The 23,961-nt window shown below is 61.1% G+C and carries 23 protein-coding genes; 9 read left to right on the top strand and 14 right to left on the bottom strand.

Annotation, left to right across the window (positions count from 1 at the left end; genetic code table 11):
* Positions 1-2: 2 nt before the first annotated feature.
* Positions 3-1,130 (bottom strand): enolase C-terminal domain-like protein, encoded by a 1,128-nt coding sequence (locus M3P21_RS04480; RefSeq protein ID WP_249707223.1) that lies wholly within the window; start codon positions 1,128-1,130, stop codon positions 3-5.
* A gap of 99 nt (positions 1,131-1,229) precedes the next feature.
* On the opposite strand from M3P21_RS04480, the gene M3P21_RS04475 reads away from it, so the two are divergent.
* Positions 1,230-2,126, top strand: a complete 897-nt coding sequence (locus tag M3P21_RS04475; RefSeq protein ID WP_249707221.1) for a LysR family transcriptional regulator — start codon at positions 1,230-1,232, stop codon at positions 2,124-2,126.
* Positions 2,127-2,153: 27 nt separating this feature from the next.
* Here the strand turns inward: M3P21_RS04475 and M3P21_RS04470 are convergent, their stop codons facing one another.
* Positions 2,154-2,804 (bottom strand): carbonic anhydrase, encoded by a 651-nt coding sequence (locus M3P21_RS04470; protein WP_249707219.1) that lies wholly within the window; start codon positions 2,802-2,804, stop codon positions 2,154-2,156.
* A gap of 147 nt (positions 2,805-2,951) precedes the next feature.
* On the opposite strand from M3P21_RS04470, the gene M3P21_RS04465 reads away from it, so the two are divergent.
* The 3 genes from M3P21_RS04465 (at position 2,952) to M3P21_RS04455 (ending at position 5,608) form a co-directional block, all read left to right on the top strand.
* Complete coding sequence (locus M3P21_RS04465; protein WP_249707216.1) at positions 2,952-3,341, top strand: hypothetical protein; 390 nt, start codon at positions 2,952-2,954, stop codon at positions 3,339-3,341.
* A gap of 63 nt (positions 3,342-3,404) precedes the next feature.
* On the top strand, positions 3,405-4,787 hold the full coding sequence (locus M3P21_RS04460; RefSeq protein WP_249707214.1) for a leucyl aminopeptidase family protein: 1,383 nt from the start codon (positions 3,405-3,407) through the stop codon (positions 4,785-4,787).
* Positions 4,784-5,608: a C40 family peptidase gene (locus M3P21_RS04455; protein ID WP_249707212.1), complete on the top strand. Its 825-nt coding sequence runs from the start codon at positions 4,784-4,786 to the stop codon at positions 5,606-5,608. The genes M3P21_RS04460 and M3P21_RS04455 overlap by 4 nt, the downstream gene beginning before the upstream one ends.
* Here M3P21_RS04455 and M3P21_RS04450 read toward each other — a convergent pair whose 3' ends face one another.
* The 9 genes from M3P21_RS04450 to M3P21_RS04410 form a co-directional block, all read right to left on the bottom strand.
* Positions 5,609-5,959 (bottom strand): DUF2794 domain-containing protein, encoded by a 351-nt coding sequence (locus M3P21_RS04450; protein ID WP_249707211.1) that lies wholly within the window; start codon positions 5,957-5,959, stop codon positions 5,609-5,611.
* A 113-nt stretch (positions 5,960-6,072) separates the two neighbouring features.
* Positions 6,073-7,167, bottom strand: a complete 1,095-nt coding sequence (locus M3P21_RS04445) for a M56 family metallopeptidase (protein WP_249707209.1) — start codon at positions 7,165-7,167, stop codon at positions 6,073-6,075.
* A complete protein-coding gene (locus tag M3P21_RS04440; RefSeq protein WP_249707208.1) occupies positions 7,154-7,549 on the bottom strand; it encodes a BlaI/MecI/CopY family transcriptional regulator in 396 nt (131 codons plus the stop codon). The genes M3P21_RS04445 and M3P21_RS04440 overlap by 14 nt, the downstream gene beginning before the upstream one ends.
* A gap of 71 nt (positions 7,550-7,620) precedes the next feature.
* Positions 7,621-8,025 (bottom strand): DUF2160 domain-containing protein, encoded by a 405-nt coding sequence (locus tag M3P21_RS04435; RefSeq protein WP_249707206.1) that lies wholly within the window; start codon positions 8,023-8,025, stop codon positions 7,621-7,623.
* On the bottom strand, positions 8,025-8,822 hold the full coding sequence (locus M3P21_RS04430; RefSeq protein ID WP_249707205.1) for a carbohydrate ABC transporter permease: 798 nt from the start codon (positions 8,820-8,822) through the stop codon (positions 8,025-8,027). Before M3P21_RS04430 ends, M3P21_RS04435 begins: the two co-directional genes overlap by 1 nt.
* Positions 8,819-9,682, bottom strand: coding sequence for a carbohydrate ABC transporter permease (locus M3P21_RS04425; protein WP_249707203.1), 864 nt, complete (start codon positions 9,680-9,682; stop codon positions 8,819-8,821). Before M3P21_RS04425 ends, M3P21_RS04430 begins: the two co-directional genes overlap by 4 nt.
* Positions 9,679-10,755 carry an ABC transporter ATP-binding protein gene (locus M3P21_RS04420; protein WP_249707200.1) on the bottom strand — a complete coding sequence of 359 codons (1,077 nt, stop codon included), beginning with the start codon at positions 10,753-10,755 and terminating at the stop codon, positions 9,679-9,681. The genes M3P21_RS04425 and M3P21_RS04420 overlap by 4 nt, the downstream gene beginning before the upstream one ends.
* 1 nt (position 10,756) lies before the next feature.
* Positions 10,757-11,818: an ABC transporter ATP-binding protein gene (locus tag M3P21_RS04415; protein WP_249707198.1), complete on the bottom strand. Its 1,062-nt coding sequence runs from the start codon at positions 11,816-11,818 to the stop codon at positions 10,757-10,759.
* A gap of 100 nt (positions 11,819-11,918) precedes the next feature.
* Complete coding sequence (locus M3P21_RS04410; RefSeq protein WP_249707195.1) at positions 11,919-13,658, bottom strand: ABC transporter substrate-binding protein; 1,740 nt, start codon at positions 13,656-13,658, stop codon at positions 11,919-11,921.
* A 349-nt stretch (positions 13,659-14,007) separates the two neighbouring features.
* Between M3P21_RS04410 and M3P21_RS04405 the strand changes: the two genes are divergently transcribed.
* The gene (locus M3P21_RS04405) at positions 14,008-16,251 is read left to right on the top strand and encodes a glycosyltransferase family 2 protein (RefSeq protein WP_249707193.1); all 2,244 of its coding nucleotides are present in this window, start codon (positions 14,008-14,010) and stop codon (positions 16,249-16,251) included.
* Positions 16,252-16,278: 27 nt separating this feature from the next.
* On the opposite strand, the gene M3P21_RS04400 is transcribed toward M3P21_RS04405, so the two are convergent.
* Together M3P21_RS04400 and M3P21_RS04395 are read right to left on the bottom strand one after the other, a co-directional pair.
* The gene (locus M3P21_RS04400; RefSeq protein ID WP_249707191.1) at positions 16,279-16,911 is read right to left on the bottom strand and encodes a class I SAM-dependent methyltransferase; all 633 of its coding nucleotides are present in this window, start codon (positions 16,909-16,911) and stop codon (positions 16,279-16,281) included.
* Between the two features lie 38 nt (positions 16,912-16,949).
* Complete coding sequence (locus M3P21_RS04395; RefSeq protein WP_249707188.1) at positions 16,950-19,085, bottom strand: glycosyltransferase family 2 protein; 2,136 nt, start codon at positions 19,083-19,085, stop codon at positions 16,950-16,952.
* A gap of 203 nt (positions 19,086-19,288) precedes the next feature.
* On the opposite strand from M3P21_RS04395, the gene M3P21_RS04390 reads away from it, so the two are divergent.
* Positions 19,289-20,401 carry an S-(hydroxymethyl)glutathione dehydrogenase/class III alcohol dehydrogenase gene (locus M3P21_RS04390; protein ID WP_249707185.1) on the top strand — a complete coding sequence of 371 codons (1,113 nt, stop codon included), beginning with the start codon at positions 19,289-19,291 and terminating at the stop codon, positions 20,399-20,401.
* Between the two features lie 114 nt (positions 20,402-20,515).
* Positions 20,516-21,232, top strand: coding sequence for an NYN domain-containing protein (locus M3P21_RS04385; RefSeq protein ID WP_249707182.1), 717 nt, complete (start codon positions 20,516-20,518; stop codon positions 21,230-21,232).
* Here the strand turns inward: M3P21_RS04385 and M3P21_RS04380 are convergent.
* On the bottom strand, positions 21,229-21,846 hold the full coding sequence (locus M3P21_RS04380; RefSeq protein WP_249707180.1) for a TetR/AcrR family transcriptional regulator: 618 nt from the start codon (positions 21,844-21,846) through the stop codon (positions 21,229-21,231). The two genes, M3P21_RS04385 and M3P21_RS04380, sit on opposite strands and share 4 nt — an antisense overlap.
* Before the next feature lie 127 nt (positions 21,847-21,973).
* Here M3P21_RS04380 and mbfA point away from each other — a divergent pair, with 127 nt between their 5' ends.
* Positions 21,974-22,948, top strand: a complete 975-nt coding sequence (mbfA, locus tag M3P21_RS04375; RefSeq protein WP_249707177.1) for an iron exporter MbfA — start codon at positions 21,974-21,976, stop codon at positions 22,946-22,948.
* Positions 22,949-23,021: 73 nt separating this feature from the next.
* On the top strand, positions 23,022-23,951 hold the full coding sequence (locus tag M3P21_RS04370; RefSeq protein WP_249707175.1) for an AEC family transporter: 930 nt from the start codon (positions 23,022-23,024) through the stop codon (positions 23,949-23,951).
* The last annotated feature ends 10 nt before the right edge of the window (positions 23,952-23,961 follow it).

Genomic DNA, 23,961 nt, shown 5'->3' with positions numbered 1-23,961 from the left:
GCTCATTCGGGTCTCCGGGCGGCGTAATGGTTCAGCTTGTCGATATCCGGCACCGCCCCCAACCCGGCGCCATCGGGCACGACCACATGACCGTCGACAACGGGAAACGGCGTCTGGAGAATGTCCTCGCGCAGGTAATAGCTGGCCTGATAGAACTCGCAGCCCAAGGTGATTTCCGGGGTCGCGGCAATCATGTGAGTGCCCGCCAGATGGGCGAGACCGGCCTCGAACATATCACCGCCATAAGCGGTCAGACCGTTGGCTGCCGCAATGCGGGCCACGATCTGGCCTCGACCCAGCCCGCCTGATTTCATGATCTTGATCGACACCCCGTCGCAGATGCCTTCGCGCGCGGCGCGGGTTATATCCTCGGGGCCGAACACGCTTTCATCAGCCAGCAAGGGCACGTCGATCGCGTCGCGCAGCCGAGCCATCATACCGAATTCGGGTGCACGCACCGGTTGTTCGATGAAATCGGGCCGGAATTGCGCCACGTCACGCACCCGGTCCATGGCCTCGCCCACCTCCAGCCCCTGATTGTAGTCGACGCGGACACGGAAGTCGGGAAAGTCGCTGGCAATCCGCTCCAGCCGCATCACGTCAAAGGCGTGGTCGCGAAACCCGGTTTTCAGTTTGATGACCCCGACACCATCGTCGCGCAGGCGTTCCATCAAGGCGATGTCCTGATCGAAATCCGGGTTCGCAATCGAACAGCTCAGCGGGATGCGGTCGCGGCAACGCCCGCCCAGCAGCGCCCAGACCGGAACCCCGGAGATTTGACCGGTCAGATCAAGCAGGGCACTGTCGAGCGCCGCCTTGGCCTCGGTACAATGCGCAACTGCACGGGCCGCCTGCCCCATGATCCCGGCCCGGTCTGCAAGGCGTTGCCCGACCACCAAAGGTCGCAGGTAGCGGTCGAGCGCGGCATAGCTTGCCTCGGGCGTACCGGTGAAGACCGACCACGGCGAGGCCTCGCCGAATCCTTGCGTTCCGTCTTCGCTGGTCAACCGCAGAATGATGACCTCGCAATGACCCTCGACACGGCCGATGCCGTGATCCCGCGCCGATCGCACAGGCAATGCCAGATGCCACAGATCGAAACCGGTAATGCGCTGATCTAGGTTCGACACGTCGCCCTCCCTGCCGTTGGGGAAGTGTGCGCGGCAAACTTCATCATTTCCAATATTATGTTTTTGTCAGGGTATCATAAAATCTTATAGACTGACCTCATGCAGACCAATTTTCGCCAATACCAGGCCTTTCACGCGATCATCGACACCGGCACCGTGACCGGTGCCGCCGAACAGCTTGGCGTGTCACAACCCGCGATCTCGAATCTGCTGGCGCAGTTGGAGCGCCGGACCAAGCTGCGCCTGTTCGAACGCAGCCGGGGCCGGTTGCTGCCCACCCCAGAGGCGGTTGTTCTGTTCGACGAGATCGACACCATCGTGCGCGGGCTGGATCATGTGAACCAGGCGGTGGTGGATCTGCAGAACCAGAAGGCGGGGCAATTGCAGGTGGCGACCAGTCACGCGATGGCCTTCGGCTTCATGCCTGGCCAGATCGCGCGCTTTACTGCGGACAAGCCGAATCTGACCATCGCGTTCCAGTCGCAATATTCCTCGAAGATACAGGAATGGGTGATGGCCGGGCTGTTCGAGATTGGTATCTGCGAGCTACCGGTACGCCATGACGGGTTGCACAAGATCCCCTTCTTCTTCGAGATCGTCTGCGCCCTGCCCGAGGACAGTCCGCTGGCTGAACATGACGTGCTGACCCCCGCCCTGCTGAGCGACATGCCCTTCATCGTGATGGGGGCCGATCACATGGTCAACCGCCGCGCCAGCGAGGCGTTTCACTCGGTCGGCGCTCATTGGCGGGTGCGGTGCCAGACCGATCTGTTCCGCAATGCGCTCAACATGGTGAAGGAGGGTCTGGGCGCAACCTTTGTCGATCCTTTCACCTTATTGAGCGATGACGGCGGCGGCTATGTGTTGCGCCGATTCATGCCGCGCATCCTGCTGGACGTTGTGATCGTGACCGCGCGGGAACGCCCGCTTTCCACCATCGCCAGCCAGTTCCTGGACCAGATCTCGGAAAGCATGGCTGCGATGGCGGTCAACTGATGCGACCCCTGCCCCGGCCGGGTTCCGTCAGACCGGTTTGAACTTCTGGCTGGACGGGTCGTAATATTCCAACCCGCCCGCACCGATATCGGTCCAGAGCCCGTGCAGGCTCAGCGTGTCGTTCTCGACTGCCGAGTTGACAAAAGGAAAGCTCATCAGGTTTTCCAGCGAGGCCACAACCGCCTGGCGCTCGAGCTGGCGCGCCTGTTCCGTGCCATCTTCGATATCGGCCACCAGTTCGAATTTCGGTTTCAGAATATCCATCCAGCGCCCGACAAAACTTTCTTTGGCTTCCAGCTGCGGTGCCTTGCCGTGGCACATGTCGATGCACCCCTGCACCCCGCCACATTGGGAATGGCCCAGCACGATCAGATGCGTGACCTTGAGCGCGGTCACCGCGTATTCGATGGCTGCGCTGGTGCCGTGATGGTCTCCGTCCGGCAGATAGGGCGGCACCAGATTGGCAATGTTGCGGTGGATAAAGAACTCGCCCTGATCGGCCCCGAAGATCGAGGTGACATGCACCCGGCTGTCGCAGCACGAGATCACCATCGCGCGCGGGCGCTGACCCTCTGCGGCCAGACGCTCGTACCAGGCGTGATTTTCGGCATAGGTTGTGGCTTTCCATCCGTGATAGCGTTGCACGAGATAGCTTGGCAGGGGCCGGGCATGTTCCATCAGATTTGACCTGTCCAGTTTGTTCGTTTCACAGGCAATAGTTCCTATTTGCAGCGAATTCGAGGTTTTTCGCGCAGCCAAGGCAACCTTTTGCAAACCACTCCCGGCGCAGGATGGCCGCGTGCCGTGGGGGCACATGAATCAAGGGTGTGTGTGGTGGACAAGATTGTCGCATTGGTACAGGACGAATCCGTTCGTCTGAATCCCGGCCAGCTGGCTGGGCTTTATCGGGAACTGGGCGATTCGTCGGCCGAAGACGTGGTGTGCCGCGCTGTCGAGGAGCTGGCCGTTCGTCTGTCGGTCTGTGAACGGCTCTGGCGCAACAAAGACTGGAACGATCTGCGCAAGAGCGCGCGGTCGCTGGTCGCGATCGCCGAGCAGATCGGCATGGTGGCGCTGGCCCGTGTGGCACAGGATGTGACCGACACGATCGACAATGAGGATCCGGTGGCGACGGGCGCGACGCTCTATCGACTGATCCGGGTGGGCGAACGGTCGCTGACCGCGATCTGGGATCAGCGTGATCTGACGGTCTGAGGGGCTTGCGGGCGGCAGCGGTGAGGCTAGTCTGGACCCAACTCCAACGACCGAGCAGACATCATGACCCTTGCCTTCGCCGATCCGACCGAAACCACCTTGCCCGCGCACGCGCTGGAACGCCCTGCGCTTGAGGGCTGGCTGGCCGACCAGGATGAGGTGACCCGCGATTGGGTCGCGGCAAACGGGTTCACCGGCAGGATCGGGCAGGCTTTGCTGATCCCCTCGTCACAGGGCGGGCCGCGCTGCGCGCTGCTGGGCTACGGAACGCCCGAAAGCCGGGCGCGCAAGCGGTTTTGTCTGGCCGCCGCTGCGGAATCCCTGCCTGAAGGCGTGTACCGGTTGCAGCACCAACTGACCGACGACGATCTGGCGGCGGAATGCTTTGGCTGGCTGATGAGCGGATATGCCTTTGACCGGTACAAGACAAAAACCGGCAGCAAGGCCCGTCTGGTGGCCCCCGACGGGGTCGACCGCGCCCGGATCGAGGCCTTGGCCAACGCCGAGGCGCTGACGCGCGACCTGATCAACACCCCCGCCGCCGATATGGGGCCAGTGCAATTGCAGGCGGCGGCGCTGGCGCTGGCCAGTGAATTCGGCGCGCGCGCGACCACAGTTCTGGGTGATGACCTGCTGGCGCAGAACCTGCCGATGATCCATGCGGTCGGGCGCGCCGCCGAACAAGCGCCGCGCCTGATCGAGTTCAACTGGGGCAACACCGGACCACGCCTGACACTGGTTGGCAAAGGTGTCTGTTTTGACACTGGCGGGCTGGACCTGAAACCGGCCTCGGCCATGGCGCTGATGAAAAAGGACATGGGCGGCGCGGCAAATGTGCTGGGCCTGGCGCGGATGATCATGGCGTTGAATCTGCCGGTACAACTACGTGTCCTGATCCCGGCGGTCGAAAACGCGGTGGCGGGAAACGCGTTCCGGCCCGGCGACATCCTGACCTCGCGCAAGGGGCTGACGGTCGAGGTCAACAACACCGATGCCGAGGGGCGGCTGGTGCTGGCGGATGCGCTCGCGCTCGCGGATGAGGGTGAACCCGATCTGATCATCTCGATGGCCACGCTCACCGGGGCGGCGCGTGTGGCGGTGGGGCCGGACCTGGCCCCGTTCTATACCGATGACGAAGACGCGGCCCAAAGCCTGAGCAAGGCCGCAGCGCGGGTGGCAGACCCGGTCTGGCGGCTGCCCTTCCACACCCCGTATGAAAGCATGATCGAACCGGACATGGCCGATCTGGACAATGCGCCGGGTGGCGGGTTCGCCGGGTCGATCACCGCCGCGCTGTTTCTGCGCCGTTTTGTGACCGCCTCGCGCTACATCCATTTCGACATCTATGGCTGGCAACCGGCAAAAGCCCCGGCCCGGCCCAAGGGGGGGGCCGCGCAAGGCCCACGCGCCCTGCTGGCGAGCCTGCCCGAGATTCTGAACCTATGAGCGATCCGCGCCTGACACCGATGAACACCCGTGTGGCCGACGCGCGGCTGCACGATGTTCCGGACGGGGTTGCCCGGGTCGAAGGCACAGCCCGGCAGGTTGGTGTCCCGGTCATCGACCTGCTGCGCGCGCCCGAGGGCACGCGCGAACGGCAGCTTCTCTATGGCGACACGCTGCGCGTCTTCGAGGATCGTGACGGCTGGGCCTATGTGCAGGCCGATAAGGACGGCTATGTCGGCTATCTGCCCAGCAGCGCACTGGTCCCGGTTGCGCAGGCCACGCACTGGGTTTCTGCGCCCGCAACCCATGCCTATGTGAGGCCCGACATGAAATCGCCCGAGGCCGCATCGCTCAGCTTCGCCAGCCGGTTGGAGGTTGCCGAAATCACGAACGGGTTTGCCAAGACGCCGCTGGGCTATATGCCAACGGTCCACCTGTCGGAGATCGACACGCTGATGAGCGACCCGGCGACGGTGGCGGCAGGGTTTCTGGGCACGCCCTATCTCTGGGGTGGCAACAGCCGGTTCGGCATCGATTGCTCGGGTCTGGTGCAGGCCGGACTCCTGGCCTGTGGTATCGCCTGCCCCGGCGACAGCGACCTGCAGCAACAGAGGCTGGGCCGGGCGCTGCCCAAAGGCACCGTGCCCGAACGCGGCGATCTGCTGTTCTGGAAAGGTCATGTGGCCTGGGTTGCAGACCCAGAGACCATTCTACATGCAAATGCGGGCCATATGGCGGTGACTTATGAACCGCTGCAGGCGGCGCTTGCGCGTATTCAGGCACAGGGCGGCGGGCCGGTTACGGCCCATAAGCGGCTCTGATCAATCAGGGTCGATCGCGCGGATCAACTTGCGCTCGAGCACCCTCAGCACCGCTTTCAGGTCCTGCCCGCGCTTGAGGATCTGCCCATCCATCCCGATCACCGAATACATCCCCTGCCGATTGCGCAGCTTCGGCTGTTTTTCGATCCGGTAGATCGGATGTTCGGCCGTACGCCGGAATACCGAGAATATGGCGCTGTCGCGGAGGTTTGAGATACCGTAATCCCGCCACTCTCCGGCGGCGACCATACGCCCGTAAACCGAGAGAATAAGGCTAAGCTCGCGCCGGTCGAACGCGACCTGCATCTGGGCCTGTCCGGCGGGAAACCGGCTTGGAGGCTGCATGTTCATGCGTTCAGCCTTGCCGCATTTTCGTGTCAAATCAAGCCTGACGCGCTGGAATCACAGCAAACTGAGGTAATGTGGCACGCCGCGATCCGGTTCGTTCCCAGCCTGTGTGGTGCTCAACGATCCGCGCGCAGCCGCTCAAGGTTGACCACCGTCGACAGCATAAGCCGGTCATGGCTCCAGTCCTTTGGTGCCTCCAGAGAAGCGCCCGCAAAGGACAGAAATGTACCCATGACACAGGCAAGCGCGATCAGATGCCTGCGCGGGGCCGAAAGCTGGCTGGCCGTGGATTTAAGCGACAGCAGACGATTGGCCAGTTCCTGCCGGGCATCCTTGCGGCCAGCGCTCAGCAGCGCCACGTTCAGCCGCTGCGCCTGGGCAAGGCCCACCGATCTTTCGCAGAAATGCAGCAGGCAGCGCGCGTAATCCAGCGGGGCGACCCGGTACCGGCTGACCACGGCCTGATCGCAGGCCAGTTCGCGCAGCCGGTTGAACCGCCGCTTGAGCAGGGTGAAGGCCGGGTTCCAGAAGAAGAACGGGCGCGTCAATTCGAACACGATCTCCCATTCAAGGTCCGATTGCCGGAAATGTTGCAACTCGTGCGCGATCGCAATGCGGCGGCGGTCGCTGTCCGAGATCAGATCCGAGGGCAACAGAACATGCCGCCGGAACAGCCCACGGGTCGCCATCGGCACCGCGATCCGGTCCGACAGGCGAACGTCCACCGGACCCACCCGTTTCCAGAGATAGCTGTCATCCAGCAGGTGGTGCAATTGCAGCGCAGAGCGGGCCAGGCGCAGGATCGCAACCACCATCCCCGCTGCCAGCAGCAAGGCAACAATGGCCGGTCCCTTCGTATTCATCAGCAGGAAACGCTCGGTCCAGTTTTCGCGTGTGTTCAGGATCTGCTCAAAGCGGATAGCATCCATTGCGATCTCGCCGCGCAGATAGGCGGCGACCACAAAATCGCTCAGCACAAGGCTGCGACCGGGCGAGAACAGCTCGACCGCTTGGGTTGCCGCGATGGCCAGAACGGGGCTGAGCAGAATCAGCGCCAGAACGGTCTTCAACGCCGCCAATTGCAGGATGAACGCATGCCGCAACGCGGTTTTGGCCACGAGCGCTTGCAGCCCAAGCCAGATGAGACATCCCAGAGCAAGCATGATGTTCAGGTTGACGAAAACCTCAAGGATCTGTTTAGCCGCCATCATTCCGGAGCCTCCTCTCCACCAGCGCCCGAATTTCCTCAAGATCGGCCTCGGTCAGCCCGGCATCGTCGACAAGCCGTGCAACCAGAGTGGCCGGGGTGTCGTCAAACAGGGTCTGAGACAGGTTTTTTAATGAACGCGTCTGATAGGCGTCCTTGGCCAGAAGCGGCGTGTAGATCAGCGATTTATTCTGCTTTCGGCTTTCGACGAAACCCTTGTCTTCTAGGATGCGCAACACCGTCGCGGCAGAAGTATAGGCCAACCCCCGCGAGGGTGGCAGTTGCCCAAGCACATCGCGCACCGACCCTTCGCCAAGCTCCCAAAGTTCGGTCATGAACTCCAGCTCGACATCCGTCAGCAGATTTCCCGCTTTTCTTTTCCTCATCGGTGTACAACTACCAATCCAAACACCCGCTACCGCCGCAAACAAACCAGCATGGCGCCCATTCTCAAAGCCTAAACTTTCCAGAACACGAAAATTCCCCACCCGATGGCGATGAAAAGCGGGATCCAGATCGGCTGCCCCATGATCCCGAGCCAGGCCAGAAAGATGTAGACCGACCCCAGCAGCGTGATGAACAACCGGTCGCCCAACGTGGTGGTCAGGCCCAACACGCCCTTGCGCTCGATCCCGTCGCGGTACTTGAACCCTTCCAGCAGGCCGATCAGGGCGATGGCCGAGAATATCCCGATGAACACCACAAGAGTCGCAGGCGTCCAGGCCATCCAGAAATCGGGCCAGAACGGTGCCGTCCAGGAGAACCCTTTTTCCTCTTGCTGCCCGACGCTACCCCAGCCGGCGGTTTGCGCCATGGCCTGAATCGGCAGCAGTGCGGCAATGACTGTCAGGGATCGCAGCATCACACCCTCCCCATCGCAAAACCGCGCGCGATGTAATTGCGGACAAACCAGATCACGATGGCGCCGGGAATGATGGTCAGCGTTCCGGCCGCCGCCAGCAGACCCAGTTCATAGCCCGCGCTGGAGGCGGTGCGTGTCATCACGGCGGCAATGGGCTTGGCCTCGACCGCAGTAAGCGTCTTGGCCAGCAGCATCTCGACCCAGGAGAACATGAAGCAGAAGAACGCGGTCACGCCCACGCCCGCCTTGATGTTGGGCAGGAAGATTTTCACGAAAAACCCCGGGAAGGAATAGCCGTCCACATAGGCCGTCTCGTCCAGCTCCTTGGGAATGCCGCGCATGAACCCTTCCAGAATCCAGACCGCCAGCGGCACGTTGAAGAGCGTATGCGCCAGCGCCACCGCCAGATGGGTGTCAAACAGCCCGATCGAAGAATAGAGCTGGAAGAACGGCAGTGCAAAGACCGCCGCCGGGGCCATCCGGTTGGTCAACAGCCAGAAGAACAACTGCTTGTCGCCCAGAAAGCGATAGCGCGAAAACGCGTAGGCCGCAGGCAGCGCCACACAGACCGACAGCACCGTGTTCAACGACACATAGAGGATCGAGTTGATATAGCCCCAGTACCAGGTCGGATCGGTGAAGATCGCCGCATAGTTTTCCAGCGTGAAAGTCTGCGGGAACAGCGAGAAACCCGACAGGATTTCGTTCGTTGTCTTGAACGACATCGCCACCAGCCAGTAGATCGGCAGCATCAGGAAGGCGATATAGAGGATCGGAATCAGATAGCGCTTCTTCATGGCTGATCGTCCTTTGTCATCAAGACGTAGAAGACCCAACTCACCAGCAGCGTGATCGCGAAATAGATCAGGCTCATCGCCGCCGCCGGGCCGAGGTCGAACTGACCCAGCGCGATCTTGACCAGATCGATCGACAGCAGGGTGGTCGAGTTGCCGGGCCCGCCGCCGGTCAGCACGAACGGCTCGGTATAGATGTTGAAACTGTCCATGAAGCGCAGCAGCACCGCGATGGTCAGCACCGCCTTCATCTTGGGCAGCTGGATATAGCGGAACACCGACCAGGCGCTGGCGCCGTCGATCTTGGCGGCCTGATAGTAAGCATCGGGGATCGAGACCAGCCCCGCATAACACAGCAGCACCACCAGCGACGTCCAGTGCCAGACATCCATCACCACCACGGTGATCCAGGCCGAAATCGGCTGTTGGGTCATGTCATAGTTGATACCCAGCACATCGTTCAGGAAATAGCCCAACAGGCCGATCTTGGGCAGGGTAAAGATGTTCCACATCGAGCCGACCACATTCCACGGGATCAGCATCGGCAGGGCCATCAGCACCAGACAGACCGGCACCCAGAACCCTTTGCGCGGCATCGACAGCGCCACGATGATGCCCAGCGGGACCTCGATGGCGAGGATGATCGCGGTGAACATGAACTGCCGCCCCAACGCGGCCTGAAAGCGATCCGAGCGCAGGATCTGTTCGAACCACCCCAACCCTTCCCAGAAGAACTGGTTGTTGCCGAATGTTTCCTGCACCGAATAGTTGACCACCGTCATCATCGGCACCAGCGCATTGAACGCCACCAGCGCCAGCACCGGGATCACAAACAGCCAGGCTTTTTGGTTCTCGGTTCTCATGCCCCACGCTCCTGCGTTGCGATCCAGCCGTCGCGGTAAACGCGGGTCTTTGCGGCATCGAAGCTCAGGCGCACTTCGCTGCCCTGCTCGGGCGCGCCATGATCCAGCACCGCCTTGAGCGGTGTCTGACCCACCATCGCCTCGACGATGAAATGCCGCCCCACGTCCGAGACCTTGGTGACATGGGCGGGCACTCCGCTTTCGCCAATTGCCACATGTTCCGGGCGTACACCCAGTGTCAGCGTGCCGCCATCGCCGGTCACCGGCCCTTCCAGCGCGACCTCATGGCCTTCGAACATGGCGTGATCGCCGGTGGCCTGACAGGGCAGCACGTTCATGCCGGGCGAGCCGATGAAATGGCCCACAAACGTATGCTGGGGCCGCTCGAACAGGTCTACCGGGGTGCCGATCTGCACCACCTCGCCCTCCTGCATGACCACCACCTCATCGGCAAAGGTCAGCGCCTCGGTCTGGTCATGGGTCACGTAGATCATCGTGGCTTGCACCCTTTGATGCAGTTCTTTCAGTTTCGAGCGCAGTTTCCATTTCAGATGCGGGTCGATCACGGTGAGCGGTTCGTCGAACATCACCACATTGACGTCATCACGCACCAGACCCCGCCCCATCGAAATCTTCTGCTTGTTGTCGGGGCTAAGACCGGCGGCGCGGGTGTCGAGCATCTCGACCACATCGAGCATCTCGGCGATCTCCTGAACACGGCTGGCGATCTTGTCCGGCGCCGCGCCCCGGTTCTTGAGCGGGAAGGCCAGGTTTTCGCGCACACTCATCGTGTCGTAGATCACCGGGAACTGAAACACCTGCGCGATGTTGCGCTGATCAGGCGGCAATGCGGTCACATCGCTGTCTCCGAACAGGATACGTCCCTCAGAGGGCATCAGCAGGCCCGATATGATGTTGAGCAGGGTCGACTTGCCGCACCCCGACGGCCCAAGCAGCGCATAGGCCCCGCCATCGCGCCAGGTGACGTCGATCTCTTTCAGCGCGTAATCTTCCGGCCCTTGCGGGTTCGGATAGTAGCTGTGTTTGAGGTTCGAAAGCTTGATCTGTGCCATGTCAGGCCACCAGCCTCCCGTCCTGTCCGAAGTAGCGGCAGTTCCCGGGGTCCATGTAAAAGACGTGATCCTCGCCGATCCGGTAGGGATGCACCCCCGACGCAAGCGACACCCAGGCCTCTGCCCCCATCTGGAAATGCGCGCTGGAGTCCGAGCCTGACAGCTCGGTAACGATGACGCGGCCCTTGAGTTCAATCTCGGCCGCGCCGGAGCGCACAGGCAGAACCCGATGCGGTCGGATCGCCACGGTATAGAGACCATCGGGCAGGTCGGCTGCCGCCCCGGTCAAGGCCCACTTGGCCGCACCGGCCAGTTCCGCCTCGCTGCGCATAATAGTCACTGCGGCGGAATTGATCGGCGGGTCCGAAAAGACGCGCGCCGCGCTCAGGTTCTCGGGGTTGCGATATATCTCGGACGTGGTGCCGAACTGGGTGACCCGACCGTCATCCATCAGCGCTGTCTTGCCGCCGAGCATCAGCGCCTCTTCGGGTTCCGAGGTGGCATAAACCACCACCGCGCCGCGCCCGGCAAAAAGGTCGGGCAATTGCTCGCGCAGTTCTTCGCGCAGCTTGTAGTCCAGATTGGCCAGCGGTTCGTCCAGAAACACGGCCCGGCTGTCCTTGGCGATGGCGCGGGCCAGCGCCGTGCGCTGTTGCTGGCCACCGGACAATTCGCTGGGGCGGCGGTTCAGCATCGGGCGCAGTTGCAGCAGGTCGGCGGCCTCTTCGACCCGGCCCTCGATCTCGCTTTTGGTCATGCCCGCGACACGCAGGGGCGAGGCGATGTTTTCAAAGACCGACATATGCGGGTAATTGACGAAGAACTGATGTACCAGGCTGATCCGGCGTTTCTGCGTGTTCAGCCGTGTGACGTCCTGCCCATCCATCTCGATGCGCCCCGAGGCCATCGGGTCGAGCCCGGCCATCAGCTTGATCAGCGAGGTTTTGCCCGATCCGGTTGCCCCCAGCAGGACATTGAACTGTCCCGGTTCAAGGGTAAGTGTGGTGGGCTTGATATGGGTCACCTGACCCACGCGCTTTGTCACGTCGTGAAGTTCGATCATGTCCGTGGGTTCCGATCCCGCAGCACGAGGGCTGTTCTGGTCTTGAGGTGGGGCGTCTTGAGGTGGGGATGCCTGACACGGCACCCCCGGTTTCATAGGCTTACTGGGACTGCCAGCGCTGCACCAGCTCGTCATAATTGACGGTCTGGCCCTGCGGCTTTTCGTTTTCCAGCTTGGCCTTGGGCGAGCCTTCTTTCTCCAGCCAGAAAGCGGCATCCTGCGGTTCGTTCAGGCGTGGGCCACAGCCCCCGTAGACACCGGCGCTTTCATCTGCGGCCTGCATCCGGGCCATGGTGATGTCCATCTCTTCGGCCAGACGGTCCATCGCCTCTTGCGGGGTAAACGCGCCCGAGTTCACGTCACCGATCTGCTGCCACCAGATCTGGGCCAGCTTCGGATAGTCCGGCACGTTGATGCCGGTGGGCGACCATGCCACGCGATCAGGAGAGCGGTAGAACTCGACCAGACCACCCAGCTTGGGTGCGCGCTCGGTGAAGCTCTCGTGATTGACCGAGCTGTCGCGGATGAAGGTCAGACCCACATGGGACTTCTTCACATCGACCGTCTTGGAGGTCACGAACTGAGCGTAGAGCCAGGCCGCCTGAGCACGATCCGCAGGGGTCGATTTCAGGAAGGTCCAGGACCCCACGTCCTGATAGCCGACCTTCTGGCCGTCTTCCCAATAGGGGCCATGCGGGCTGGGCGCCATCCGCCACAGCGGCGTGCCCTCGTCATCCACGGTGTTGTTGCCTTCGGATTTCGGCTTGACCATGTCGGCGGTAAAGGCGGTGTACCAGAAGATCTGCTGGGCCACATTGCCTTGGCTGAGTGCCGGCAGCGACTGGTAGAAGTCATAACTTGCCGCACCCGGAGGCGCATAGTTGCGCAGCCATTCATCCCATTTGCGGATCGCATAGACCGCAGCCGGACCGTTCGCAGCACCACCGCGTGACACAGAGGCACCGACCGGGTTACAGGTGCCCGCTTCCATGCGGATGCCCCATTCGTCAACAGGGATACCGTTCGGCTCACCCTTGTCGCCAGCACCGGCCATCGACAGCCAGGCGTCGGTCATGCGCCAGCCCAGATCGGGCGCGCGCTTGCCATAGTCCATGTGGCCATAGATCGTGGTGCCGTCGACTTCTTTCACGTCGTTGGAGAAGAAATCGGCGATGTCTTCGTAAGCGGACCAGTTGACCGGAACGCCCAGATCATAGCCGTATTTTTCCTTGAACGCGGCCTTGTTGGCCTCATCATCGAACCAGTCCTTGCGGAACCAGTAGAGGTTGGCAAACTGCTGGTCAGGCAGTTGGTAGAGCTTGCCATCAGGGCCGGTGGTGAACTGAATGCCCATGAAGTCATCCAGATCCAGCGTCGGCGAAGTCGCCGCTGCCCAGTCGCCGCCCATCATGTCGGTCAGCGGGTAAGCCAGTTGCAACCGCGAATGGGTGCCGATCAGGTCGCTGTCATTGACATAGCCGTCATAGAGGTTTCGCCCCGTCTGCAGCTGGGTCTGAACCGCCTGCACGACCTCACCCTCGCCGAGGATCTGGTGGTTGACCTTGATACCGGTGATGTCCTCAAACGCCTTGGTCAGCACTTCGGATTCATAGCTATGGGTCGGAATGCCTTCGGACAGGACATTGATTTCCATCCCCGCATACGGCTTTGCCGCGTCGATGAACCACTGCATTTCCGACAGCTGTTCATCCTTGGACAGGGTTGATGGCTGGAACTCTTCGTCGATCCAGCGTTGCGCGGCGGCCTCATCGGCCCAGGCCGCACTTCCTCCGGCCATGACAGCAGACGCCGCCACAGCGGATAGCAGATACTTCCGCATAATTCTCCTCCCTAGAGATATTATTGTCAGGCCAAGCCTGAGCGCGATTAGCATCCGAACGCAGTGCGGCTTTGTCAAACTAAAAAATTAGTAAATGTGGAGATTCCTCGTAAAACACTGTCTTTAATCAGTATATTTGACAGATCTTAGGCATGCAATTTTCCAAATATGACTTCTGCCGCTGCCTGTCCCACCACATGAAGCGGGTCAAAATCACCAGCGTACGCGATGCCGGGATCACGCGCGAAAGGGAAAGGCGTTGGCAGCGATGGCCGCGACCTTTAGAACATTTGGGGAAACGGGCAGTCAGACCCGGGAACCGGCAAACACATCGCGGGCAGCGCACTTCATGACCAAGCCAGCATCATCCGGCACCTTGTCGCTCTGCAGCTTGCGGAAAGTGCAGAAGGGCGCAGTGACGTTGCTGGACGCGGTGGCCACAAAACCCGGCCAGGCCGAGCTGTTCTTCACCCATGACACGCCACTTGAGGCGATCACCGCAGGCCCGCGCGCCGAGATCATCGCGCAGCATACTTTGGGCGGCTCGCCCATGATCACGGTCAGGTGGTCCGGGCCGCTGGTGATGCTGCTCAACAGCGCTCCGGTCACCATCCACCCGACCCCGCCCGAGACCGGGCTTTTTGCCGGGCGCGACGTGGCGCTGGCCCTTCGCAATGGCGAGCGGGCGGACTTGGTCCTGGACTGGCTGCGCTATCACCACCGGACCCATGGGTTGAACGGCGCGGTGATCCTTGACCGTGACGAACCGGGGGCGGACCCGGAATTTGTCCGGGAACTCGAAGCTGGGCTATTGTCCGACGGGCCGGACTGCGCGGTTCTGGTGGTCACGGTCGATCATCCATTGGGAGGCAAGGACCAGCCTGCGGAAACCCACCCCTATTGCGTGCCCGAAGCGCCGGGGAAGGACCGGATGGAGGTCCCGCCAGCCGACCCCTGGCATGCGTCCTTCGCCGAGGTCATCCTCTATGAATGGGCGCGCGCGCGATATCTCGGGTCAGCCCACGCGGTGGCGAATTTCGACGTGCATGACCTGCTGACCGACGCGCCGGGACCAAGCGTTTTTGATCGCGCGGCGACCAGTCCGACGGGATATATCGCGATGGCGGGGCGGCATTGTTATCCTTGGCGCATTCGCAACGGGGACAAGCCCGATTTCAGCGATCACGCCTGCGTCCAGTTCGACGCGCAACGGGCGCGGCGGCGCTGGTGCGTGGCACCGGATATGCTGGCCGAGGACAGCATGTGGCGCGCCATCCGGGTGGGCGGCGCAGCGCCCGACCCCGATCAGATGCAGCCCTTCTACCGCTGTATGGCGCTGCGGCACCGGACCGGCGCGGTGTCGCGCATCGTGCCCAAATCCAGCCTGATCGCGCACCCTCCGCTGATCGAGATGCTTGGGCGGCATTTCGAGACCAAGCCTGTCCTGCCCCCGACTGTGAAGACGGATATCAAAACCAACGGACGCCGGGCCATCGTCACCACGATGAAGAACGAGGGGCCATTCATTCTGGAGTGGATTGCCTATCACCGTGCCATCGGGATTAACGATTTTCTGGTTTATACCAATGATTGCAGCGACGGCACCGACACGCTGCTGAATGTCCTGCAGGAGAAGGGCATCGTCCAGCATCGCGACAACCCCTATCGCGGCACGACGATGAAGCCGCAGCACGCAGCCCTCGGCGCGGCGGATAGCGAGCCGGTGATTGCGCAGGCCGAATGGGTCGTCTGTATGGATGTGGACGAATTCATCAACATCAAATGCGGCGACGGAACGCTGGATGCACTGTTCGAGGCGCTTGGCGATGTCAACCTGATCTCAATGACATGGCGGCTGTTCGGAAATGGCGACCGGCATGGTTTCACACCCGATTTCGTCACCAACCAGTTCACCAACTGTGCGCCTGAACTTGCCCGCAAACCGCATCAGGCCTGGGGGTTCAAGACGCTCTACCGGAATTCCGGCATCTTCAAAAAGCTCGGCGTGCACCGGCCCAAGGGGCTGAAGCCACAGCTTTGGGAGCAGATTCGCTGGGTCAACGGATCGGGCAAACCACTGCCCAGGAAAATGTACCGCAATGCCTGGCGCTCGACGATGGACAGCTACGGCTATGATCTGGTCCAGCTCAACCACTACGCGGTGCGATCCGCCGAGAGCTTTCTGGTCAAGCGTGACCGGGGCCGCGTGAACCATGTCGACCGCGATCAGGGGCTCGCCTACTGGTTTCGGATGAACAATAACGCAGAAACGGACACATCCATCCAACGGATGCTGCCGCGCCTTCAGGCCGAGTTTGACGCTCTGATACAGGACCCCGACATCGCGGCGGCCCATAACGCGGCACTTAAGGCGCATCGCGGCAAGATCGACGCGCTGAAGCAGACGCCCGACTATTCCGCCTTCTTCGAAGAACTCACCAGCGTGCGGATGGAGAAATTGTCCCGCATGCACGCGCATTTTGGCGCCAACGTCTTTCTGCAGGGGCCGGGCGCGGTGCCGCAGGAGGTGCTCGAGTCGGATTCCGAGAATCCGGTCTTCTTCACGGTCAAGAAAGGCGAACCCGAACATTAGGGCCGGGTCTGGCCCCGGCCCTTGACCTTACCCGAGAATGCGGATGGCCGCCTGCATCTGCGAAAAGGCGATGTATTCGTACTGGTCGCGATCCAGTTCCTCGGTCAGCGCCTTGTATTCGCCTGCCTCCCAGAACGGGTAGCCGATCAACTCGTCAAAGAGAACGATCGTGCCTTTCACAAACCGCGACTTGGCAAGGCCGAGGATTGTCCTGGCCGGGGAATAGGTGTCGGTGTCGACATGCAGATACGCGATCTCGCCCTGCTCTTTCTCGAAGAACGGCGGCAGCGTGTCCTCGACCCAGCCTTTGGTCAGCACCACGTTGGTTTCCACCTCGGGCAATTGCCCTTTCAGATCGAACGCACCTTCGCCAAGGTCGACCCCGACCCAGCTTTCCGACAGCCCTTCGAAACTGTCAAAACCATAGAGCGTCCTGTTTGAATGAAATCGCGCCATCGCATTGATCGAGCGGCCTTTCCACACGCCGCATTCCATCATCAGGCCGGTATCGGGGATCTGCGTCGCCAACCACGGCCAGAGACGTTGTTTCCTGGGAAAGATCATCGAGGTCGCGCCTTGCTCTTCTATGAACTCTGCAGACCGGGACGCGGCCCTGTGGTGCAGGTGGTCTATCGGATTCTTGGACAGGCCAGATTCCATCTCCGGCTCCTTTTGTGAAGGGTTAAGTCGGGTGAATTTTATTCTGCAATGGCAGGCGCGCTGGCACCGAGGATTTCGGATCGCAGCGCCTCGTATTCCGGCTGCGCGCGCAGGTCTGCGATGCGCTGCCTGTGCCACCCGGTCGAGGCCTGCAGCAGGTCGGCAAGCTTTCTGTCCTGAGCAATGCGCGCCATTTCAGCTCGCGTCGGGTCGATCCAGCGGTTGATGCTGGTATCCTTCTGGCCGCCCCGGTTCATCTTGGTCCAGTATTCGATGCCCATCACCTCACGGTAGTGGTTCACCCGGCCCCGGTCGCGCTTGACCAGATAGCTGTCCACGGACCGTGTGGCGTAATGGTTGATCTGCGCCACGGAGTAGGCGAATCGCGCCCGCGGTCGGGTGCAAGTCTCGGGGTCGACAACGCCGCCATCGGGGGCAACCCAGCGAAGCGTAGCGAAATCCTCGGGCTCATGAACCGGGCCATGGGTGCCAAAGCGGGTGATCTCAGGGCGCGGACGGAACAGGGATTTGACAAAGCGCCGCTCCTGCCCGCCATTTTCAACCGACAATTCAGCATCGGTGTAATCCTCGATCACCAGTCTGTCGGAAAAATCGACCCGCCCATTATTGGAGAACAGCCGCCAGGTGACCGGGATCACATCCGCTTCGGGTACAGCGTTCAACAGGTCATCCAGCTTGCCCTCACCGATCTTGATGTTGAGGAATTCATCCACATCCGAGACCAGAATCCAATCGGCGCGCGCCGTCGCCGGGTGATCAAAGGCGTATTTCAGCGCGCTTTTCTGCGGGCCACGGCGCAGAACCTCGTTCCGTTCATGGGTGAGAAGCCCCAGTTCCGCCATGCGGTCGAGGATCAGGTCGGTGCCGTCCGAGCAGTCGTTGGTATAGACAAGAAACTGTTCGAACCCGATGGCCCGATGATAGGCGACCCATTCCAGAATATAGGGGCCTTCGTTCTTCATCGCGGTGATAAGCAGCGGTGTTTCGGCCCTTCGCTCACTGATTTCTTCGGCATCAGGCTTCGGCCTGGCGGGGGTTTTGGGCGCCGTTCCGTAAACCCGGCTCATCGTTTCTGTCAGCCGCGGGTCAACTTTCATCAGGTCGGCATCGAAATCTTCGCGGTTGTAGTCCCAATTGTTGCTGATCCGGCGGAAATGCCAGAACCCGAAATCGGGATCGGTGGGGTCGCGGCGCGAGATGATCCGATGGGTCAGCCACAAGTGCCCCTTGAGCGGGCCCTGCGGGGCAACGCAATACTTGCGGTTCATCTTTGCTTTTCCGCTGTCGCGACGGATGAACTGATGATCGGCGTGCCGGATCAACTGGCCATCCCGGGGCGGGTCAGCAAAGGCCCAGCACCCGTCGATACGCACATAGCCTTGCCTGGACGCCATGGTGGCATCGAAAATCGATGCGCCCGAGCGGGAATAGACCAACTCGTCGATATCCACGTTCAGCACCGCGCGGGCCTCGGACAACAAGCGCCGCCGGCCCAGTTCAACCATTGTCAGATGCAGGAATTTCGACTTGAAATTGGTCTTGCCGCCGCCGCCGGGACCAAAGGGAAACCAGGCTCGAACCACGGCCGACGCCTCGATCCCCTCGACCGAGGCCAGCGTTTCCTTCAACTCGTCCATGGAATAGGCGGTGGAGTGGTTGTCATAGATCACCACGGCATTGGCGCCATGTTCCCGGACATAATAGATCAGCCAGTCCCGGATCCATTCCAGCTTGTTGTCCTTGGAAATCGCATAGAGCACATTCTTGCCCGCGAACACATCTGTGTGCAGCGCGTTCACCGCCACCGCGCCGGAAAAGAGCTCGTGGGTGATCGTCAGCTCAGCCGGGTGCCCGGACGGCGATTGGAAGCGGATCACATTGCCGCGAGACAGCGCGTCGATCGCCTTGATCTGCACATCCGTTCCGTCAAGCGAGAATGCGGCCTGTTCCACCAGACGGCGGAAATTCATCAGCGACGGGCATATCAGGATGACCTCACCCACCTGGGGGTCGAAATAGCAGTCATAGAACAACGTATGGAAATCATAGCGGTTGTCGTAATTGAGATCGCGTTCCTCGATCACGCCCAGCCGGTCGCGGTAATGCGAGGGGTGCTGTCCGTCAAACGTGAAAGACGAAAGCGAAAGATCCAAGATGTGCCCGTTCATCGCCCCTGTGCCCTCTTCTGCCTGAGGTGGCCCGGTTGTCCGGGCGTTGCGCGAGAGGCTAAGTCAAATCCAGAGCCAATGCAAAAGCTAAGTGATCCGGCCGGGATCGGCAGGATTGCGTCGAAACGCGTGTTGAAAACTCGCGGGCTTTCAAGCATGGTCGGGAAAAATTCAGAGGGAGTTTTATGATGCGCACCCGTGCCGCTGTCGCCGTTGAGGCGGGCAAACCATTGGAAGTGATGGAGGTGAACCTGGAGGGCCCGAAAGCGGGCGAGGTTCTGGTCGAGATCAAGGCTACCGGCCTGTGTCACACCGACGAATTCACCCGCTCGGGCGCCGATCCCGAGGGGATGTTTCCCGCCATCCTCGGCCATGAGGGCGCGGGCGTGGTGCTGGAGGTCGGCGCAGGTGTGACCAGCCTGAAACCGGGCGATCACGTGATCCCGCTTTACACCCCGGAATGCCGCGAGTGCGAATACTGCCTGAACCCCAAGACCAACCTGTGCCAGGCGATCCGCGAAACCCAGGGCCGCGGCGTGATGCCGGACGGCACCTCGCGGTTCTCGATGCTGGATGGCACGCCGATCCTGCATTACATGGGCTGTTCGACCTTCGCCAACCACACGGTTCTGCCCGAGGTTGCGCTGGCCAAGGTGCGCGAGGACGCGCCCTTCGACAAGATCTGCTATATCGGCTGTGGCGTCACCACCGGGATCGGCGCGGTGATCAACACCGCCAAGGTCGAGATCGGCTCGCGCGCGGTGGTGTTTGGACTGGGCGGCATCGGTCTGAATGTCATTCAGGGCCTGCGTCTGGCCGGGGCCGATCAGATCGTCGGTGTCGACCTGAACCCCGACAAGATTCCGATGGCCGAGAAATTCGGCATGACCGATTTCGTCAATCCCAAAGAGGTCGAGGGCGATCTGGTCCCCTATCTGGTCAACTTGACCAAGGGCGGCGCGGATTACACTTTCGATGCCACTGGCAATGTGAATGTCATGCGCGACGCGCTGGAATGCGCCCATAAGGGCTGGGGTGAGAGCATCATCATTGGAGTTGCCCCTGCGGGCGCCGAGATCAGCACTCGCCCCTTCCAACTGGTCACCGGGCGCTCGTGGCGCGGCACCGCCTTTGGCGGCGCACGGGGCCGCACGGATGTGCCCAAGATCGTCGATTGGTATATGGACGGCAAGATCGAAATCGACCCGATGATCACCCACAAACTGACGTTGGACCAGATCAATCACGGCTTCGATCTGATGCATGCGGGCGAAAGCATCCGCTCGGTGGTCGTGTACTGACGCGCGGGCAGACCTGTTACAGCTTCAAGGCCGGGTCCCTGTGGTGCCCGGCCATTTTGTTGCCACGTTCCTTTTGCAGGTTCGTCGCAAAATGATACTTTTGAGGTCCATCCATTGTCCCAATCCGAAAACCAACTGCTTGCCGTCCTGATCGACGCGGACAACGTTTCGTCCAGATTTGCCGAACAGATATTGAAAGAGATCAACGCCTTCGGATCACCCGCGCTGAAACGCGTCTATGGGGACTGGTCCAATGGCAATCTGAATGGGTGGAGAGACACGGTTGTAAATCTGGGAATGGTCGCCCGCCAGGAAACCGCAAATACATCGGGCAAGAACGCAAGCGATATCGGTCTTGTTATTGATGCGATGGATCTACTGCATTCCGGTCGTTTTGACGGTTTTGTTCTGGTGAGTTCCGATAGCGATTTCACGGCCCTGGCCAACCGAATTCGGGAACAGGGTCTGACCGTTGTCGGGATCGGAGAAGACAAAACGCCGACATCGTTGCGCAATGCCTGCAATCGCTTTGTGCTGATCGAAAACCTGATCGGGAAGCCGGATAAATCCGACAATAAAGCGCCAGAATCCAGCACCAAGAAAAGCCCCAAAAAGGCAGCATCCCTGGTAAAAGGGGCAATGGATATGATCGCGCAGGAGGATGAGTGGTATCATCTGGGCCAGCTTGGAAAAGTTATCCTGGCCAACAATCGCGATTTTGATCCGCGCAGCTACGGGTGCAGTAACCTCAGCACGTTGTTGCGAAACTCGGGCCAGTTCGAGCTCAAGAAAGCCGATGGCGGTTTCAAGGTCCGCCCAAAGGCGGCCTAGACCCCGTAACGCGCCATGAACATGTCGACGGCACTGTGGGCCACCACATCGATTTCGGCCTGCTCAACGGAAGTGCGCACCCCGAAGGCGACTTCCATCCAGAGCTTGGCCTTGCACAGTTCCGAAAACTGTTCGGCGGCCAGTTCGACGTCGTCGATCTGCAACTCGCCTTTTGCGATGGCCTTCTCCAGATAGTCCATCAATTGCTTGCAGCCATTCCTGGGCCCGGCCTCGTAAAAGGCGCGACCCAGTTCCGGGAACCGGTCACGCTCGGCCACGCAGATGCGGAAAATCTGCTGCGCAAAACGCGAGATCAGAAAGGCCGCCAATTGCTGCGCAGCAACCGTGAGCACTTCGCGCGCGGGCTGGGTTTCGTCCACCATGGACAGGATCTGTTCGGACATGCGGCCACATTCTGTCTGCACAACCTCGCGGAACAGAAGCCGCTTGTCGGGGAAATAGCTGTAGAGCGTCGCCTTGGACACATTCGCCGCCTTGGCGATATCATCGACGCTGGCCCCCTCGAATCCATCCGCCATAAATACCTCGCGGGCACCTTTCAACACCTGATCGAATTTGCGTCCGGTGCGCAGGACAGTCGAGGTTTCGGTCATGGGAACTCCTGGTTGAATGACCCCCTGAGAATAAAACCGATCAGTTCAGTTTCAACGACTTTCTGGATGAACTTCGGTTAACGTCACGATACTATGAACTGGAATCATTCTAAATCATGGGGCAGGCATGAAATTTCTCTCTCATCGCAAACACTTCCGGGACCTGTCCGAGCAGGAGGTACTGGCGCTTGCCATTTCGTCCGAAGAGGACGACGCCCGGATTTATCGCAATTATGCAGAGCGTCTGAGGGCAGAATACCCCGCCTCGGCCAAGATGTTCGACGGCATGGCTGCCGAAGAAGACACCCACCGGGCGCGGCTGATTGCCCTGCACGAGGATCGGTTCGGCGCAACCATTCCTCTGATCCGCCGCGAACATGTGGCGGGATATTATACGCGCCGCCCGGTCTGGCTGGTCGAGAATCTGGGCATTGAACGCATCCGCGAAGAGGCCGAGGGCATGGAGCGCGATGCCGAGCGGTTCTATCTGACCGCCGCCGCACGCACCAGCGACGCCGCCACGCGCAAGCTGCTGGGCGATCTCGCTGTGGAGGAGGCCGGGCATCAGGAAACCGCCTCCCATCTGGAAGACACGTTTCTGGATCATGATGCGCGCACCTCGGAAGAGGCCAATTCGCACCGGCAATTCATCCTGACCTGGGTGCAGCCGGGGCTGGCCGGGCTGATGGATGGGTCGGTGTCGACCCTGGCGCCGATCTTTGCGACCGCCTTTGCCACGCAAGATACCTGGACCACGTTCCTTGTCGGTCTGGCGGCCTCGGTCGGGGCGGGCATCTCGATGGGCTTTACCGAAGCGGCCTCGGATGATGGCGAATTATCAGGGCGCGGCTCGCCGCTCAAACGCGGGCTGGCCTCGGGGGTGATGACCACGGTGGGCGGGTTGGGTCATGCGCTGCCCTATCTGATCCCCGAGTTCTGGACCGCAACCACCATCGCCTTCCTGGTCGTGTTCTGTGAACTCTGGGCGATTGCCTGGATTCAGAACCGCTTTATGCAGACGCCGTTCTTTCGCGCGGCGTTTCAGGTGGTTCTGGGCGGGTCGCTGGTTCTGGCGGCGGGTATCCTGATCGGCAGCGGCTAAAGCCCTTCGCAAATTGTTTTAGCGTGTGAATTATCCGGTTGAGCTTTGACCGCTTGGTGTTACCAATCGCGCCATGGTCGAGGTTTTTCTCAGAACGCTGCCCTTTTTCGCGATCATCGGCCTGGGATACTGGGCCGGGCGCACCCGCTTTTTCACCCAAGAGGCGACGACCTATCTGACCAAGTTCGTCTTTTTCTTCGCCCTTCCGGCGATGCTGTTTCGGTTTTCCGCGACGCTGCCGTTCAACGAGATCTTCAACGGGCGGCTGATTCTGGCATATCTGCTGGGAACCGCCACGGTTTATTTCGTGGCCAGCATCGTCGGGTTCCTGCGGCGGCAGGACGTGCCGACCACCGCGATCGAGGCGCAATGCGCCGCCATCGGCAATGTCGGCTTTCTGGGCCTGCCGATGCTGGCGCTCCTGTTCGGCGAGGCGGCGATCGGGCCGGTGATGCTGGTGCTGGCCACGGACCTGATCGTGTTCTCGTCGCTGATCGTGATCCTGATCAATGGTGGCCGCGCGCGAGTTCCGGTCGCACAGATGCTGCGGCTGATCGGGATTGGGCTGCTGAAAAACCCGATGATCGTCTCGATCAGCATCGGGTTGATCTGGTCGGCGCTGCGCCTGCCGATCCACCAGCCGCTGGAGTCGTTCCTGACGATCCTTGGCGGCGCGGCCACGCCCGGCGCCCTGTTCGCCATTGGCGCCTCGCTGGCCTTAAAATCGACCGAGCGGCTGGCGGTGGCCGGGTGGCTCAGTTTTTGCAAGCTGGTGCTGCATCCCTTGTTCGTGGCGCTGGCGGTGCTGGTGATCCTGCCGCTTGATGCGTTCTCTGCCTCGGTGGTGATCGCGGCGGCGGCGCTGCCGGTGGCGGGCAATATCTTCATGCTGGCCTCGCATTACGGGGTCGCGCCGCACCGGGCCTCAGCGGCAATCTTCGTGTCGACCTGCCTCAGCATCTTCACTGTGCCGGTGCTCATTGCGCTGACCTCCGCGCCATGAGCCGCGTCAC

Origin of the sequence: Ruegeria spongiae (assembly GCF_023502395.1) — a bacterium.
In the GTDB taxonomy this organism is placed as follows: domain Bacteria; phylum Pseudomonadota; class Alphaproteobacteria; order Rhodobacterales; family Rhodobacteraceae; genus Ruegeria_C; species Ruegeria_C spongiae.
The sequence above is the reverse complement of the archived record's forward strand: the minus strand, read 5'-3'. Positions and strand labels throughout refer to the sequence as shown.

Excerpts from the sequence above, each read along its gene's own strand:
- M3P21_RS04475 (WP_249707221.1), top strand. The coding sequence starts at position 1,230 with ATGCAGACCAATTTTCGCCAATACCAGGCCTTTCACGCGATCATCGAC.
- M3P21_RS04470 (WP_249707219.1), bottom strand. The coding sequence starts at position 2,804 with ATGGAACATGCCCGGCCCCTGCCAAGCTATCTCGTGCAACGCTATCAC.
- M3P21_RS04460 (WP_249707214.1), top strand. The coding sequence starts at position 3,405 with ATGACCCTTGCCTTCGCCGATCCGACCGAAACCACCTTGCCCGCGCAC.
- M3P21_RS04455 (WP_249707212.1), top strand. The coding sequence starts at position 4,784 with ATGAGCGATCCGCGCCTGACACCGATGAACACCCGTGTGGCCGACGCG.
- M3P21_RS04450 (WP_249707211.1), bottom strand. The coding sequence starts at position 5,959 with ATGAACATGCAGCCTCCAAGCCGGTTTCCCGCCGGACAGGCCCAGATG.
- M3P21_RS04445 (WP_249707209.1), bottom strand. The coding sequence starts at position 7,167 with ATGATGGCGGCTAAACAGATCCTTGAGGTTTTCGTCAACCTGAACATC.
- M3P21_RS04440 (WP_249707208.1), bottom strand. The coding sequence starts at position 7,549 with ATGAGGAAAAGAAAAGCGGGAAATCTGCTGACGGATGTCGAGCTGGAG.
- M3P21_RS04435 (WP_249707206.1), bottom strand. The coding sequence starts at position 8,025 with ATGCTGCGATCCCTGACAGTCATTGCCGCACTGCTGCCGATTCAGGCC.
- M3P21_RS04430 (WP_249707205.1), bottom strand. The coding sequence starts at position 8,822 with ATGAAGAAGCGCTATCTGATTCCGATCCTCTATATCGCCTTCCTGATG.
- M3P21_RS04425 (WP_249707203.1), bottom strand. The coding sequence starts at position 9,682 with ATGAGAACCGAGAACCAAAAAGCCTGGCTGTTTGTGATCCCGGTGCTG.
- M3P21_RS04420 (WP_249707200.1), bottom strand. The coding sequence starts at position 10,755 with ATGGCACAGATCAAGCTTTCGAACCTCAAACACAGCTACTATCCGAAC.
- M3P21_RS04415 (WP_249707198.1), bottom strand. The coding sequence starts at position 11,818 with ATGATCGAACTTCACGACGTGACAAAGCGCGTGGGTCAGGTGACCCAT.
- M3P21_RS04410 (WP_249707195.1), bottom strand. The coding sequence starts at position 13,658 with ATGCGGAAGTATCTGCTATCCGCTGTGGCGGCGTCTGCTGTCATGGCC.
- M3P21_RS04405 (WP_249707193.1), top strand. The coding sequence starts at position 14,008 with ATGACCAAGCCAGCATCATCCGGCACCTTGTCGCTCTGCAGCTTGCGG.
- M3P21_RS04400 (WP_249707191.1), bottom strand. The coding sequence starts at position 16,911 with ATGGAATCTGGCCTGTCCAAGAATCCGATAGACCACCTGCACCACAGG.
- M3P21_RS04390 (WP_249707185.1), top strand. The coding sequence starts at position 19,289 with ATGCGCACCCGTGCCGCTGTCGCCGTTGAGGCGGGCAAACCATTGGAA.
- M3P21_RS04380 (WP_249707180.1), bottom strand. The coding sequence starts at position 21,846 with ATGACCGAAACCTCGACTGTCCTGCGCACCGGACGCAAATTCGATCAG.
- mbfA (WP_249707177.1), top strand. The coding sequence starts at position 21,974 with ATGAAATTTCTCTCTCATCGCAAACACTTCCGGGACCTGTCCGAGCAG.
- M3P21_RS04370 (WP_249707175.1), top strand. The coding sequence starts at position 23,022 with ATGGTCGAGGTTTTTCTCAGAACGCTGCCCTTTTTCGCGATCATCGGC.